General features: G+C 64.5%; 17 protein-coding genes and 1 pseudogene. 4 read left to right on the top strand and 14 right to left on the bottom strand.

What is annotated here, in order from left to right; translation table 11 throughout:
- From Q427_RS32745 to Q427_RS23920, 3 genes and pseudogenes are all read left to right on the top strand, one after another.
- Nucleotides 1-225: pseudogene (locus Q427_RS32745) on the top strand (IclR family transcriptional regulator); the annotation flags it as partial.
- A gap of 86 nt (nucleotides 226-311) precedes the next feature.
- Entirely contained in the window at nucleotides 312-1,343 is a 1,032-nt protein-coding gene (pyrB, locus tag Q427_RS23915; RefSeq protein ID WP_043517794.1) for an aspartate carbamoyltransferase, read from the top strand.
- A gap of 185 nt (nucleotides 1,344-1,528) precedes the next feature.
- On the top strand, nucleotides 1,529-2,176 hold the full coding sequence (locus Q427_RS23920) for a hypothetical protein (protein WP_043517796.1): 648 nt from the start codon (nucleotides 1,529-1,531) through the stop codon (nucleotides 2,174-2,176).
- Nucleotides 2,177-2,279: 103 nt separating this feature from the next.
- Here Q427_RS23920 and Q427_RS23925 read toward each other — a convergent pair whose 3' ends face one another.
- The 9 genes from Q427_RS23925 to Q427_RS23955 all read right to left on the bottom strand — a co-directional run bounded on the left by Q427_RS23925 (nucleotide 2,280) and on the right by Q427_RS23955 (nucleotide 8,934).
- Nucleotides 2,280-2,996: an ABC transporter ATP-binding protein gene (locus tag Q427_RS23925; protein ID WP_043517798.1), complete on the bottom strand. Its 717-nt coding sequence runs from the start codon at nucleotides 2,994-2,996 to the stop codon at nucleotides 2,280-2,282.
- A complete protein-coding gene (locus tag Q427_RS30630; protein WP_231613890.1) occupies nucleotides 2,989-3,354 on the bottom strand; it encodes an ATP-binding cassette domain-containing protein in 366 nt (121 codons plus the stop codon). The genes Q427_RS23925 and Q427_RS30630 overlap by 8 nt, the downstream gene beginning before the upstream one ends.
- Complete coding sequence (locus Q427_RS32750) at nucleotides 3,354-3,752, bottom strand: ATP-binding cassette domain-containing protein (RefSeq protein WP_197030804.1); 399 nt, start codon at nucleotides 3,750-3,752, stop codon at nucleotides 3,354-3,356. Before Q427_RS32750 ends, Q427_RS30630 begins: the two co-directional genes overlap by 1 nt.
- Entirely contained in the window at nucleotides 3,745-4,995 is a 1,251-nt protein-coding gene (locus Q427_RS23935) for an ABC transporter substrate-binding protein (RefSeq protein ID WP_043517799.1), read from the bottom strand. Before Q427_RS23935 ends, Q427_RS32750 begins: the two co-directional genes overlap by 8 nt.
- Nucleotides 4,992-5,966: a branched-chain amino acid ABC transporter permease gene (locus tag Q427_RS23940; protein ID WP_043517800.1), complete on the bottom strand. Its 975-nt coding sequence runs from the start codon at nucleotides 5,964-5,966 to the stop codon at nucleotides 4,992-4,994. The genes Q427_RS23935 and Q427_RS23940 overlap by 4 nt, the downstream gene beginning before the upstream one ends.
- Entirely contained in the window at nucleotides 5,963-6,589 is a 627-nt protein-coding gene (locus Q427_RS23945) for a branched-chain amino acid ABC transporter permease (RefSeq protein ID WP_051496651.1), read from the bottom strand. Before Q427_RS23945 ends, Q427_RS23940 begins: the two co-directional genes overlap by 4 nt.
- Before the next feature lie 14 nt (nucleotides 6,590-6,603).
- Nucleotides 6,604-6,726, bottom strand: coding sequence for a hypothetical protein (locus tag Q427_RS35700; RefSeq protein WP_269321310.1), 123 nt, complete (start codon nucleotides 6,724-6,726; stop codon nucleotides 6,604-6,606).
- A gap of 157 nt (nucleotides 6,727-6,883) precedes the next feature.
- The gene (locus Q427_RS23950) at nucleotides 6,884-7,717 is read right to left on the bottom strand and encodes a phosphoenolpyruvate hydrolase family protein (RefSeq protein ID WP_043517801.1); all 834 of its coding nucleotides are present in this window, start codon (nucleotides 7,715-7,717) and stop codon (nucleotides 6,884-6,886) included.
- Nucleotides 7,714-8,934, bottom strand: coding sequence for a Tm-1-like ATP-binding domain-containing protein (locus Q427_RS23955; RefSeq protein ID WP_043517802.1), 1,221 nt, complete (start codon nucleotides 8,932-8,934; stop codon nucleotides 7,714-7,716). The genes Q427_RS23950 and Q427_RS23955 overlap by 4 nt, the downstream gene beginning before the upstream one ends.
- 189 nt (nucleotides 8,935-9,123) lie before the next feature.
- Here Q427_RS23955 and Q427_RS29385 point away from each other — a divergent pair, with 189 nt between their 5' ends.
- Nucleotides 9,124-9,816: a phosphoenolpyruvate hydrolase family protein gene (locus Q427_RS29385; RefSeq protein ID WP_051496652.1), complete on the top strand. Its 693-nt coding sequence runs from the start codon at nucleotides 9,124-9,126 to the stop codon at nucleotides 9,814-9,816.
- Here Q427_RS29385 and Q427_RS29390 read toward each other — a convergent pair.
- The 5 genes from Q427_RS29390 to Q427_RS23980 all read right to left on the bottom strand — a co-directional run.
- A complete protein-coding gene (locus tag Q427_RS29390; protein WP_051496653.1) occupies nucleotides 9,801-10,136 on the bottom strand; it encodes a helix-turn-helix domain-containing protein in 336 nt (111 codons plus the stop codon). The two genes, Q427_RS29385 and Q427_RS29390, sit on opposite strands and share 16 nt — an antisense overlap.
- The gene (locus tag Q427_RS23965) at nucleotides 10,136-11,617 is read right to left on the bottom strand and encodes a phosphoenolpyruvate hydrolase family protein (protein WP_051496654.1); all 1,482 of its coding nucleotides are present in this window, start codon (nucleotides 11,615-11,617) and stop codon (nucleotides 10,136-10,138) included. The genes Q427_RS29390 and Q427_RS23965 overlap by 1 nt, the downstream gene beginning before the upstream one ends.
- Before the next feature lie 31 nt (nucleotides 11,618-11,648).
- A complete protein-coding gene (gene ruvX / locus Q427_RS23970; RefSeq protein WP_043517803.1) occupies nucleotides 11,649-12,092 on the bottom strand; it encodes a Holliday junction resolvase RuvX in 444 nt (147 codons plus the stop codon).
- Between the two features lie 103 nt (nucleotides 12,093-12,195).
- Nucleotides 12,196-12,768, bottom strand: coding sequence for a YqgE/AlgH family protein (locus Q427_RS23975; RefSeq protein WP_442905564.1), 573 nt, complete (start codon nucleotides 12,766-12,768; stop codon nucleotides 12,196-12,198).
- A 38-nt stretch (nucleotides 12,769-12,806) separates the two neighbouring features.
- A partial coding sequence (locus Q427_RS23980; RefSeq protein WP_155833678.1) for an energy transducer TonB occupies nucleotides 12,807-13,141 on the bottom strand: 335 nt, incomplete at its 5' end.

Below are 13,141 nucleotides of genomic sequence, written 5' to 3' on the forward strand. Positions count from 1 at the left end.
GACAGCGAAGCGGTGCGCCAGGCCCGCAGCGACGGTTATAGCCTGACCCGTGGCCAGTTACAGCGCGGCGCCGTGGGCGTGGCCAGCCCCATCGCCACCCCCCAGTTCCGCGCCGGCGTGGAGGCGTGCATCGGCGTGGTGGCCATGGACGACCTGGATACCGAGCGGGCGAGCCATGAGGTGATCACCCATGCCCGTCACCTCGCGGAACTGATCGGCCAGTAGCCCTCGTATTCATCGACATCGCCCGTGAAGCGTGCGGCAGGGAGGGTTACACTACGGCCATTCCCGTCGCCAACCCGAGGCCTGCAATGAGTTCCCACCTGCTGTCCGTCGATTCACTGTCCCGCGATCGCGTCGATCACCTGCTGCGGGTCGCCGCGCGCATGGAGCCCATCGCCAGCCGCCGCCAGGTCACTCGGGTGCTGGAGGGGGCCGTGCTCGGCAATCTCTTCTTCGAGGCCAGCACCCGGACCCGGGTCAGCTTCAACGCCGCCTTCTGTCGGCTGGGCGGCAGCGTCTGCGATACCACCGGCTTCACCTTTTCCTCCATGGCCAAGGGGGAGTCGCTCTACGACACCAGCCGGGTGATGAGCGGCTATTGCGACGCCATCGTCATGCGCCACCCGGATCAGGGGTCGGTGGCCGAGTTCGCCGCCGCCACCCATGTGCCGGTGATCAACGGTGGCGACGGCCCCGGCGAGCACCCCAGCCAGGCGCTGCTCGATCTCTATACCATCGACAAGGAGTTCGCCCGTCTGGGCAAGAAGCTGGCCGGGGCCCACATCCTGCTGACCGGCGACCTGAAGTATGGGCGTACCGTCCACTCGCTGATCAAGCTGCTGTCGCTCTACGATCCCATGCGCATCACCCTGGTTTCGCCGCCGGGCCTGGAGATGCCGAGTCATGTGATCGACCGGGTCGTCTCCCGGGGCCACCGGGTGGAGCAGCGCGACAGCCTGGCCAGCGACTTCTCCGACCTGGACGTGGTCTACACCACCCGCATCCAGAAGGAGCGCTTCACCGAGGAGATGAGCGAGAGCTTCGCGGGCGTCTCGCAGGATTTCAGCGTCGGCCGGGACTTTCTCGATGCACGCTGCAACGACACCACCATCGTCATGCACCCGCTGCCCCGGGACAGCCGACCTGGCGCCAACGACCTCAATGTCGACCTCAACGGCGATCCGCGGCTGGCGATCTTTCGCCAGACCGACAATGGCATTCCCATGCGCATGGCGATCTTCGCCACCCTGCTGCAGGTCGAGGAACTGATCGAGAAAGACCTGCGGCCGGTCCGCTGGTTCGTGCCCGAGCGGGTCGGGGTGGACGACCCCCAGCGCTAGCCCGATGTGCGCAGCGTTGGTCAGCGCTATGCTGATCGCAGCCGAGGAATATGCGAAGCTAAGGGCAGCCGAGGCGCTGCAACCCCATGACGAGACAGCTGGCGCCAGGTACAGCTATTCGCCAAGCGTTCGACGACAATAACAGGCGTTGCCGGCCGGCAACCCGAAACAAGGAGACGTTACGCATGAATCTGCATCGCGCGTACATACTGCTGGCGGCGTTCTACAGCCTGCTGGTGCTGTTGGGAGCCATTGCCCTGGTGGTAGGCGGGGGGCCGCTGTGGGCCCTGATCTCTACCGGCGTGGGCATCCTGGTGGCGACGGGGCTCTGGGGTCACACCCTCGGCAAGCCCTTCCTCAATCCGCGCATGTGGCGGCCCCTTGCCGGCCTGCTCGCCGTCGGTATCGTCGTACAGCTGCTGGCCGTATTTGTCGGGGGACTCTCCGGTGGCGAGCTGACCTGGGTGCTGAGCGGCGCCATCTTCTCTGTCCTGCCGATCATCATGCTCTACCAGTATGGCAATCGGGACCAGGAGGTCTGGGCGACGCCTGAGGAGCGCGAAGGCGGCAAGATGCTCGACGAACTGCTGGCCAAGCAGCAGGAGCTGGTGCTGGAGAAGCAGGAGGCCGACAGCCAGGCCAAGGTCAAGCTGACCAAGGCTGGCGACACCTACCGGGCCAGCGTCACCCGTGGCCGCGGCGCCCATGTCGAACAGTTCGAGGAGAGCTTCTCCTGCCCCGCCACCCTGGCCTTCTTCGTCATCAAGTACACCTGCATCTCGGTCAACGACATCGCTGCTCACTACGACGAGGAACGGGTGCTGACAACCTGAGACATTAGCGGCAAGAACCAGACGCTAACCAGCCATTGATAGTCGATTGATGAAAAGAGTGCCCTGACCTAACGACCGGGGCACTCTTTGATGACAGCAATGCTTAGACCGAGACGCCGAGATAGCGACTCAAGGTCGCTTCATCGGACATGGATTCACCGTCTGCGGTTTCGTGGACGATCTGGCCCTCCGACATGAAATAGGCGCGATCGGCCGCCAGCACGGCAGCCTTGACGTTCTGTTCGATCAGCAGAACCGCCACCCCCTCGCGGCTCAGAGCCTTCAGGCTCAGCGCAACATCCTCGACCACGGCCGGTGCCAGGCCTTCCGTCGGCTCGTCAAGAATCAGACAGCCCGGATTGGTCACCAGTGCCCGGCCGATGGCCAGCATGGAGCGCTCGCCCCCGGAGATCTGGTCTCCGTAAGCGCGCCGCCGCCGTCCCAGGGAGGGAAACAGCTCGAAGACTCGGCTCGCCGACCAGCGCTGCCCGGCAGGCCCCTTGCGGGAATTCAGCTGCAGGTGCTCATCGACGCTGAGTGACGGGAAGAGCCGGCGCCCCTGGGGCACGTAGCCGACGCCCAAGTGGGCGATACGGTGGGGCGACCAACCAAGCACCTGCTGGCCGAGCAGCTCCACAGAGCCCTGTGCCTGGGGCGGATTAAGCCCCATCATCGCTCGCGCCAGGGTGGTCTTCCCCACCCCGTTGCGTCCCATCACCGCGACGCACTCCTTGCCCACGCTGAGGTTGAGGCTCTGGAGCGCATGCCCCAGTCCATAATGCGCATCGAGGTTCTCGACCCGAATGATTGTGTCAGCCATTGGCACGCCCCAGATAGATATCTCTTACGCCGTCATGGGCAGCAATCTCATCGGGGCTGCCCTCCGCAAACATCCGGCCCTGGTGCAGCACGGATATCCGATCGCTCAGCGCCAGCACCATCTCCATGTCATGTTCGATCATCAGCAGGGTCACGTCTTGCGGCAGGTCGCGCAAGATGCCTTGCAGCACCTGACGCTCGGCTCGCGACAGGCCGGCAGCCGGCTCGTCGAGGAGCAGCAGCCGAGGCTTCTGGGCCATGACCATGGCGAGCTCCAGCTGTCGCAGGGTGCCGTACGAAAGGCTGGATACCGTTTCGTCGAGCACCGGAGCAAGCCCCAACTGGTCGGCGGTGGCCATCAGCTCGTCATCCAGGCGCGACTCCCAGGCTGCCACAGCGAAGGCAATCTTCCATTGCCACGGGCCAGAGCCAGGTTTTCCCTGACCGTGACCGTGGGCACCAGCGTCGACACCTGATAGGTCCGACCGAGCCCCTTGAGGGTGCGCTGGATGACCGAGTCGCGGGTGATATCGTCGCCGAAGAAGCCGATCGAACCGCGGTCGGGCTTAAGTTCGCCGGCGATCATGTTGAACAGCGTGGTCTTGCCGGCGCCATTCACGCCGATCAGCCCACGCCGCTCACCGACGTCCACCCGCAGATGGACGTCGCTGGCCACCAGCAGCGAGCCGAATGACTTGGCCAGGCCGGCGACCTCCAACGCCGGCGCCGGGCTAACCATGGGCTGTGCTTCAGTCATAGTAGGGGTCCGAGCAGTTGCCTGGCGGGAAGTCGCGGCTGTCGGGTTCCCCGGCCAGGTACTCCTCAGCATCGAAGGGTCCGAACTGGCTGACGTTCTCGTAGGTCTTGATCGGCACGTTGACCAGACGCCCATCCACTTCCTGAACCTCATTGATGTAGATGTTCTGCACCGGGTTGCCGTACTCGTCGAGGTGGAAGGGGCCACGCGGAGCATCCGGCATCTCGGTCTCGCGCAGCGCGGCAATCACCGCCTCTCGATCGCTGCCACCGGCACTCTCGAAGGCGTTTACGGCCATCTTGAAGGCCACGTAGCCGTGCTCGGCCGGTGCCAGAGGCATGACATCATCGCCATGCATCGCCCAGAAGGCATCGCGGAACGCCACGAAGTTATCCGTCTCCAACCCTTCGGCATATTGCAGGGCCGAAAGCCCACCGATGGCCTGCTCGCCCATTTGCGGCAGATCGCCCACGGCAAAGAAGTTGGAGCCGCCCAGCAGCGGCATGCGCGCGTCGATGCCGAAGTCGTGGTACTGCTGGAAGAACGCCAGGCCGTCACTGCCCGCGCCGTTGTAGAGCACCGCATCGCCATCCGGCAGAGTTGCCAGAATGGAGCTGTAGTCCGACGTGCCGGTGGGGTGCCAGATACGCTCTACCGATTCACCACCGGCAGCACAGAAGCCCTTGAGGAAACCGCCCAGCTGGTTGTAGGGGAAGGAGTAGTCCTGCCCCACCATGACGATGCGCTGGTGGCCGAGCTCCTCGGCGACATATTCGCCGAAGGCGAACATCGGCTGGGCGCCGGTCCAGCCGGCACGTACCACGTTGTCGGCGCGATCACGCATGGTGATGTCCTCCGGCGCCGAGTAGGAGATCACCGTCGGCATACCGGAGCCCTTGGCCCACTCCAGCCCGGCCAGGCCGGTACCGCCCAGCACCGGGCCGACCACCAGGTCGACATCGTCACGGGATTCCATGGCCCGCAGCCGATCCACGGTGGTCTCCGCATCGCCCTGGGAGTCATAGAACGTGACCTCGATATTGAGCGCTTGCAGCCGGTCGGCAAGCTCCTCCTGGGCCAGCTCTACGCCCATGCGCTGCTGTTCGCCGAAGAAGGAGAATACCCCGGTGGTGGGGCCGATCACCCCGATGCGAATGGTCTCATCGGCATGGAGATGGGTAATGCCGGCCCCTACTGTCAGGGCCGATACACCGCCTACAATGAGTGTCTTGGCGTACTTCATGGCTCTTCTCCTCGAGTTGTTGTTGTCACGGAAGCCTGTGGCTTCGTCCTACGCTTGAAACGCCGCTCAAGTACGTCTGCCAGCCCGCGGGGCATCAGCAGAATCGAGAGCAGCAGGACCAGACCGATCACCATCATGTGACGGTCGGTGTACTGAGCAACCAGTGTTTCCAGGGCTATCAGGATGGCCACCCCCAGGGCGGGGCCCAGCAGGCTGCGATAGCCCCCCAGCACCGCGGCGGTCAGCACCCAGACGGCGTGCCCCAGGCCCAGTGGCGAGGGCGACATGATGCCCATGTCATAGACCAGGAAGACCCCCGCCACCCCGGCGATGGCCCCGGCCATGACGAAGGCGGTGAAGCGTGCCAGGGAGACCGGATGGCCGAGGGCGCGCATCCGCTGCTCGTTCTCCTGTATCCCCAGCAGCAGCAGGCCGAAGGGCGAGCGGTAGAGTCGCCACACGGCGAGAAAGATCGTCACCGTGACCGTGGTCACCAGGGCGTAGAAGACGCGGGTGTCGTTGAGGTCGAGGCCGCCATAGACCGGCATGCGCACCCCGGCGATGCCGTTATAGCCACCGGTGACGTCGACCCACTGGAAGGATAGCGCCCACACCATCTGGCCTAGCGCCAGGGTCAGCATCAGGAAGCTGACCTTGCGCGAACGCACGGTGAGCAGGCCGAAGACCACCGCACTCAACGTGGTCAGCAGCAGCGCCAGCACCACGACCAGCGGAAAGGGCAGGCCATAGCGCACGCCGAGGATGGCGATGGTATAGCCGCTGATGCCGGCGAAGGTGGTCTGGCACAACGAGAACCAACCCAGCCGGCCCGCCAGCAGCGAGAAGCTCAGTGCCGCCAGGGCGTAGATCATGGCCCGGTTGGCCTGGGAGACCGCATAGTTGCCCATCACCAGTGGCCAGGCCACCAGGGCGACGACGATAAACAGGATAAGCAGGTGTTCGCGTTTCATGCCGTCCTCCCGAACAGGCCCTGGGGACGAAAGACCAGGATCAGGGTCATGGGTAGAAACAGGAAGAAGAGCGCGAACTGGGGCAGGTAGCCGGTGGCGAAGCTCGACACCATGCCGGTGATCAGCGCACCCACTGCCGCCCCCTTGAGCGAGCCCATGCCGCCGATGATGATCACCACCAGCGAGAGCATCAGCACCCGCACATCAAGACCCTGAGTCAGTGACATGTAGGAGGTGCCGACCACCCCGGCGATGCCGGCCAGGAAGCTGGCCACGGCGAACACGCCACCGAACAGCAGCGGAACGTTAATGCCCTGTGACATGGCGGTTTCGCGGTCGTCGACCCCTGCTCGGATGGCCGCCCCGATGCGGGTATAGGTCATCACCAGCCACAGGGCGACCCCCAGCAGCACTGCAAAGACCATGATCAAGACCCGGAAGTAGGGGTACATCATCACCCCGAGGTCCACTGGCGCCCGCAGCTCGCGCGGCAGCGGCAGGCTCACCGGCTGGCCCCCGTAGACCACCAGCAGGGCGTCGGCAATGATCAGCCCCACGGCGATGGTCAGCAGCGCCTCGGAGAGATCCATGCCTCGCACCCGCTGCAGCAGAAAGCGCTCCATCAGCAGGCCGACTATCAGGCGACGGCGCCGCCGGCCAGCAGCCCCAGCGTCAGGCTGCCGGTATCACGGATCACCTGCACCCCGACGTAGCCCCCCAGCAGATAAAAGGCACCGTGGGCCAGGTTGACCACCCGCATCAGGCCGAAGGCAGGGTCAGGCCGCTGGCCATGATGAACAGCAGCGCCGCCATGGTCAGGCCGTTGAGTACCAGGAAATAGAAGGTGCTCATCGAGCCACCTCCCGCAGAAATGTCCGCGCCAGCCCGTGCTTGTTGTCGTTGTTCAGCATCGTGGCTCAGCCTCGGCGAAGGTTCTTGAAGGCCCGCGTCTGCTCGGTCAGGGCACGCTCGGTGGGCAGTCGCTCCATGCTCGATGCGCCATAGAAGCCGTGGCACTGCGGGCAATGACTGAGCACATATTCGGCATCCTGGGGGTCGGCGATGGGGCCACCGTGGCAGAGCACAATGATGTCCTCGCGCACCTCCCTGGCCGCCGCCGCCCAGTCGTTGATGGCTTCCACGCAGTCATCCAGGCTCATGGCAGTCTCGGCACCGATACTGCCACCGGTGGTCAGGCCCATATGGCAGACGATGATATCGGCACCGGCCTCGGTCATGGCACGGGCATCCTCGGCGCTGAACACGTAGGGGGTCGTGAGCAGTCCCGCCTGCCGCGCCTGGCGGATCATCTCCACTTCCAGCGCATAGCTCATGCCGGTCTCTTCCAGGTTGGCGCGGAAGGTGCCATCGATCAGGCCCACGGTGGGAAAGTTCTGCACCCCGGCAAAGCCCATCGCCTTGAGCTCGGCCAGGAAGGGCTCCATGAAGACAAAGGGATCGGTACCGCAGACGCCTGCCAGCACCGGGGTCTTCTGGGTGACCGGCAACACTTCTCGGGCCATCTCCTTGACGATCTCGTTGGCGTTGCCGTAAGGCATGATGCCGGCCAGGGAGCCTCGCCCCGCCATGCGGTAGCGTCCCGAGTTGTAGATGACGATCAGGTCGATACCGCCGGCCTCTTCACACTTGGCAGAAAGGCCCGTGCCCGCACCGCCGCCGACGATGGGCTCGTTGCGCAACACCATGGCCTGGAAGTGCGCCACCAGCGCCTCTCGATTCCACTTTTTCAATGTGACCTCCTCTGGTCAGCAGCCATTACCACCCGGAAGTGCTCGACCAGGGCGGCGGAAAATTCAGGATCATTGATATTGAAGGGGTAACGGATCAACTGGCGCTGCGGCGTCTGTTCCACGGTCGCTTCCAGCGCCTCGAACAGGGCGGCATCCGCCTCGGGGTCATGGAAGGGCTGACCGGGCGCATCAAGCAGGGAGACGCCGCCTTCAGGCAACAGGAAACGCACCGGCCCGAAGCAGCGATTGAGCTTCTCGCCGATCCAGCGACCCATGCGGGCATTCTCTTCGGGGGTGGTGCGCATCAGCGTGACTTGCGGGTTGTGCTCGTAGAACAGCCGCTGGCGATAACGCTCGGGAATCGTGTCCGGACCGCCGAAATTGACCATGTCCAGGGCTCCGCAGGAGCCCACAAAGGGCACCCCGGTACGAGCGACGACATCCAGGCGCTCCTCGCCAGCGCTGAAGACTCCGCCCATGAGCAGATCGCAGATTTCGGTGGTGGTGATATCGAGCAGGCCCGTGATCATGCCGCTATCGGCGAGCTTTTCCATGGACTGACCGCCGGTGCCAGTGGCATGAAATACCAGGCAGTCATAGTCCGCTTCCAGCACCCGAGTCACCTGGCCGACGCAGTCGGTTGTCACGCCGAACATGCTCAGCCCGATCGCCGGCTTGGCGTCGTTTACCTCGGGGATATGGCCCTGCATCATGCCGGCAAGCGCATTGGCCGCATTGCCGAGAACGCGACGGGAGATGCGATTGATACCCGCCACATCGGTGACCGAATAGATCATGGCGATATCGCTGGGACCGACATAGGGTGCCACATTGCCGGACGCCACCGTGGACACCATTACCTTGGGCACGCCCACATCCAGATCGCGCATGGCGGGGGTAATCAGTGCCGTACCGCCCGACCCCCCAAGACCGATGACGCCGCCGATGTCGGAGCGACTGGCAAGCAGCCCTCTCAGCGCTTCGGCCATGGCCGCCACCGCACGGCCACGGTCGTTGACGAAGACCTCCTGGGGGCCATCAGGGTGGCTGGCTGCCACATCCACGGCGCGAATATCCGCCGTACCGTGATCTCCACCGCGAGTGCCCACGTCGACGACCACAGTGTCCAGGCCCGCCGCCTGCAACAGGCCGCGTACATAGCGCAGCTCGGCGGCTTTCGTATCGCAGGTACCAATAATGTAAGCTTTGAAGCCCATGGCGTGTCTCCACTTCCGGGCCGCCGTCGTTTCGCAGCAGCCTTCTTGTTATGCAGAGTGTTGCAGTAAGCGTGCCAGGTTGACGAACCGCCGTATCACGGGGGTTCGCGGCACGCGGGGTTCACTAAGGGGGTATTATCGGGTAATCAATTACCCTGTTTTACCCGAATTGACACACTGGGAAATACCATGACGCAACCCTTCAGCGGCAAAATCGGACGCTTGGTGGCCAGCCTCGAGGAAGCCCGGCATCACCACAGCGGCCCCTGCCTGCTGAGCCCCATGACCGCCCGCCTGCCGGCCTCGCTGGCCGACCTTTGCAGCAGTCTTCCCATCGGCGATGCCAATGGTGAATTGCTCGAAGCACTGCGCAACAGCCCCCCTTTACCCGAACAGACTTATGCCGGTGTGCTGGCCAACGACCCCTTCCGGCTCGCCGATGACCTGCTCGAGATGCTGACCAGACTGGGGTGCAGGCGCGTGGCGAACTGGCCTTCCACCGCTCTGCTCAGTGGCGAACTGGCGGAAGCACTCACGCATTCAGGGCTGGGGTACCGGGAGGAGATGGCTTTCCTGACGCAGGCGCGAAAGCACGGCTTCGAGACCCTGGCAATCGTTTCCCAGACGGCACAGATGCCGCTGGCACTGGCCGCCAGGCCCTCGCAGCTGATGATTGCTGCCGGCCTGTCGGCGACCACTGAAGCCTCACGGGTGGAGGAGCAAAAGGTGCTCCTGGCATTGGCGAAGGGGATCGAGGCAGAGGGCAAGGCGGTGTGGTGCTACGAACATGACGGCGTGGCCGAGATCACGGCCGCCCTGCATCCGGTGGCTGAGGTCGTGATATGCCATCCCCAAGTGGGGGCGCGCTATAACAAGCCGTAATGTCGCATCTTGTTGTAGAGCGTCTTGCGAGCCAGTCCCAGCTCCGCCGCCGTTTCCTGGCGGCGAAAACGGTTGCGCCGCAGAGCATCGAGTATCCATTCCCGTTCGGTCTCCGGCAGTGTCCCGCTGCTGGGGGGGGCCTGCCAGGACGCCTCGCCGGCGTGAGCCGATAGCCGGGGCCGCCCCCCCCTTTCGCCCGGCGGTTTGGCATGCAGGATAGGCAAGTCCCTTACCGAGACCACCTCACGCTCGCACATCACCACGGCACGCTCCAGCACGTTGCGCAGCTCGCGAACATTGCCCGGCCAATGGTGCTGCATCAGGCGCGGTAGGCCGAGGCATCCATCTCGCGTATCCGTGGGTTCATCTCCCCGGCAATACGCGGCAGCAGATGACGCACCAGCAGCGGAATGTCCTCGATGCGCTCACGCAAGGGCGGCAGGGGGATCTCCATCGCATTCAAGCGATAGAAGAGGTCTTCACGAAACTCGCCCTCGGCCACCATGCGGCGCAAGGCACGATTGCTGGCACAGATCAGCCGTGCGTCCGTGAAGCGCGGCTCATTGCTGCCAAGCCGCTCGAAGCTGCCATCCTCCAGTACCCGCAGCAGCTTGGCCTGGAGCGCGAGCTCCAGGTCGCCGATCTCGTCCAGCATCAGGGTAGTGCCGTGGGCCTGCTCGAAGCGTCCGATCCGCGTCTTCAAGGCGCCGGTGAAGGCCCCCGCCTCATGGCCGAACAGCTCGCTTTCCAGCAGATCTCGGGGTATCGCCGCGCAGTTGACTGCCACCATGCGCTGGTGCCGTCGTCGGCTGCTCAGATGAATGGCACGGGCCACGAGCTCTTTGCCGGTACCGTTCTCGCCCGTCACCAGCACCGTGATATCGCTCTCCGCCACCTTGCGGATCATCTGCACCACCTCGGTGATGGCGGCCGAGCGACCGATCAGCCCGAACTCGTGACCATCCCCCAGCCACTCGCTCTTCAGGCTATGGATGTGGCTCTGCAGCTGGGCCACGGCCTTGTAGGCCGAGGTGGTTTCCGCCACCGCTGCCTCCAGTGGTATCCGGTCAATCGTCGAGCCGCCGATATAGCCGTTGGCACCGGAGATTTCCGCCACTTTCTGGGCCTCATCGGGGGTGGTGATAGGGCCGCCTTCGACGGCACACAGCAAACCGGGATGACGTTGACGCACCGCATCGAACACCGTCCGGGCGTGCTCCGCGGCTTCGTCGAGACTATAGCGGCTGGGTATGCCGCCGACACCCCCGGCATTCCAGCCATAGTTGATGCACAGCAGTTCGACGCCGGCTTCGGCCATGGCCAGGGCCTCGTCGAGCTGACGCACATAGGCGCAGGTCTGCAGGCCGGCCGCCCGGGCCCGGCGCATCAGTGCCACCTCTCGTTCGAGCCCTACACCGGCCCGCTCCAGACAGGCCCGCATCGGGCCGTCGAAGTGCACCACCGTCGGAAAGTTGCAGATACCCTGGAAGCCTGCACGGCGCACCTGCCGCACCAAGGCGTCCAGGTCACAAGCCGGGTCGAAGACACAGGCACCGAAGTAGACGGGAAGCGTGACACGCGTGAGTATCTCGGCGCGGGAAAAGTCCATGACCGCGCGGTTGTTATCGGCCAGCGGCAACATGCAGGAGATCGACGGCCCACCCAGTACCCGCAGGCGCCCGGCATTGAGCGCGAGGAGAAAATCCGCGCCCCCCTGAGCAGCGGCCTTGGCGGTCATGCCGGTGCCGATGGCCGCCCCGACCAGAAAACGGCGATTGTCGAGCGTCTCTACCTTGGCCATGCGCCTTCTCTCCGAACGGCAACGTTGCCTTTCAGGGCAGCCCTTCCAGGCGGGCGAACCAGCTTTCGAGTATCAATACCGCCGCGATGCCGTCGACACCGTCGTCGCGGTAACTCTTGTCGCGATCGCGCAGATGTCCCGCCTCGCGAGCGATGGCCTTGGCCTCCCGGGTAGAGCCGCGTTCGTCAACCATCTCGCAGGGCTTGCCGTAGCGACCGTAGAGCCGCTTGCCGAACTTGCGCGCCCGGGTGCTCATCGCCGATTCGGTGCCATCCATGTTCAGCGGCAGGCCGACCACGAACAGGTCTGGCTGCCACGCCTCCACCAGGCGCGTGACGACGTTCCAGTCGGGAATGCCATCCCGTGCCGGCAGCGGGTCGAGCGGGCGGGCGCTGGCGATTATCTCATTGCCCACCGCCACGCCGATGCGACGGGTACCGAAGTCGAAGGCCAGGATCAGGCGCTTGCCGGACATAGCCCCTCCTCGGCCCGACATTCGATGCGGCAACGCGACGAACGAAGGTCAGATAGAGCGGGCAACACGGCATGACCGAGTGCAGGCAGTTGCAACGCGAATGTCACGAATGCCCGGCTTCCCGCGACATCAGGTTGAGATCCACGCCGAGAATGCCGGCGGCGGCGGTCAGGCGCTGCTCCGGCGGCACCTCGAAGATAATGTCGGCACGCCCTTCCACGGTCAGCCAGGCATTGTCGAGCAGTTCGGCCTCCAGCTGCCCCGCTTCCCAGCCGGCACAGCCCAGACAGACGAGGAAATCCTTCGGACCGCGACCGGCCGCCAGCGCCAGCAGGATATCCATGGAGGTGGTCATGGCAATATCGCTGTCCACCTGAATGCTGGAGTCCCAACCTTCACTGGAACCACGATGCAGGATGAAGCCGCGATCCTTGTGCGTGGGTCCACCATAGTAGACCGGTGCGTTGCGGTGCGGGCTCTCGTCCGCCTCCAGCTCCAACTGCTCGAAAAGGGCGTCCAGGCTGATATCCAACGGACGATTGACGATCACGCCCATGGTGCCGTTCTCATCATGGTCACACAGGTAGCTGAGAGAACCGGCAAAATTCGGATCTTCCAGGTGGGGCATTGCCATCAGGAAATGGTGTTTCAAGCCTAAGCTTTGCACAGGTTGCATGTGACTCCCGGACGGCAGGCCCTACTCGTGACAGGGTCCTACCGCACGCCGAAATGATTGCCTTGTCCGAACCGCCAGACCCGGGTAATGGAGAGGCTGTCGAGCTCTCCCATGCCGCTGTCGAAGGGCCGGTAGGGGCCCGCGCCATGGACGGTATCCAGTGCCGCCTGGTCGAGTTCGGTATGTCCTGACGATTGTACCACCTCCGCCTGACGGAGCTGACCATCTCGTCCGATGACCACGCGGATGCGCAGCTGTCCCTCCAGGTGGCGGGGGGCCGGGTGGACCCGGTTGCCGTAGTCCTCGACCCGCCGCGTCCAGTCGTCGATGTAGCGTGCCTCGGCGGCGCGCTGGGCCGCCGGCCGCTGCGAAT

This window comes from Halomonas sp. BC04, assembly GCF_000568385.1.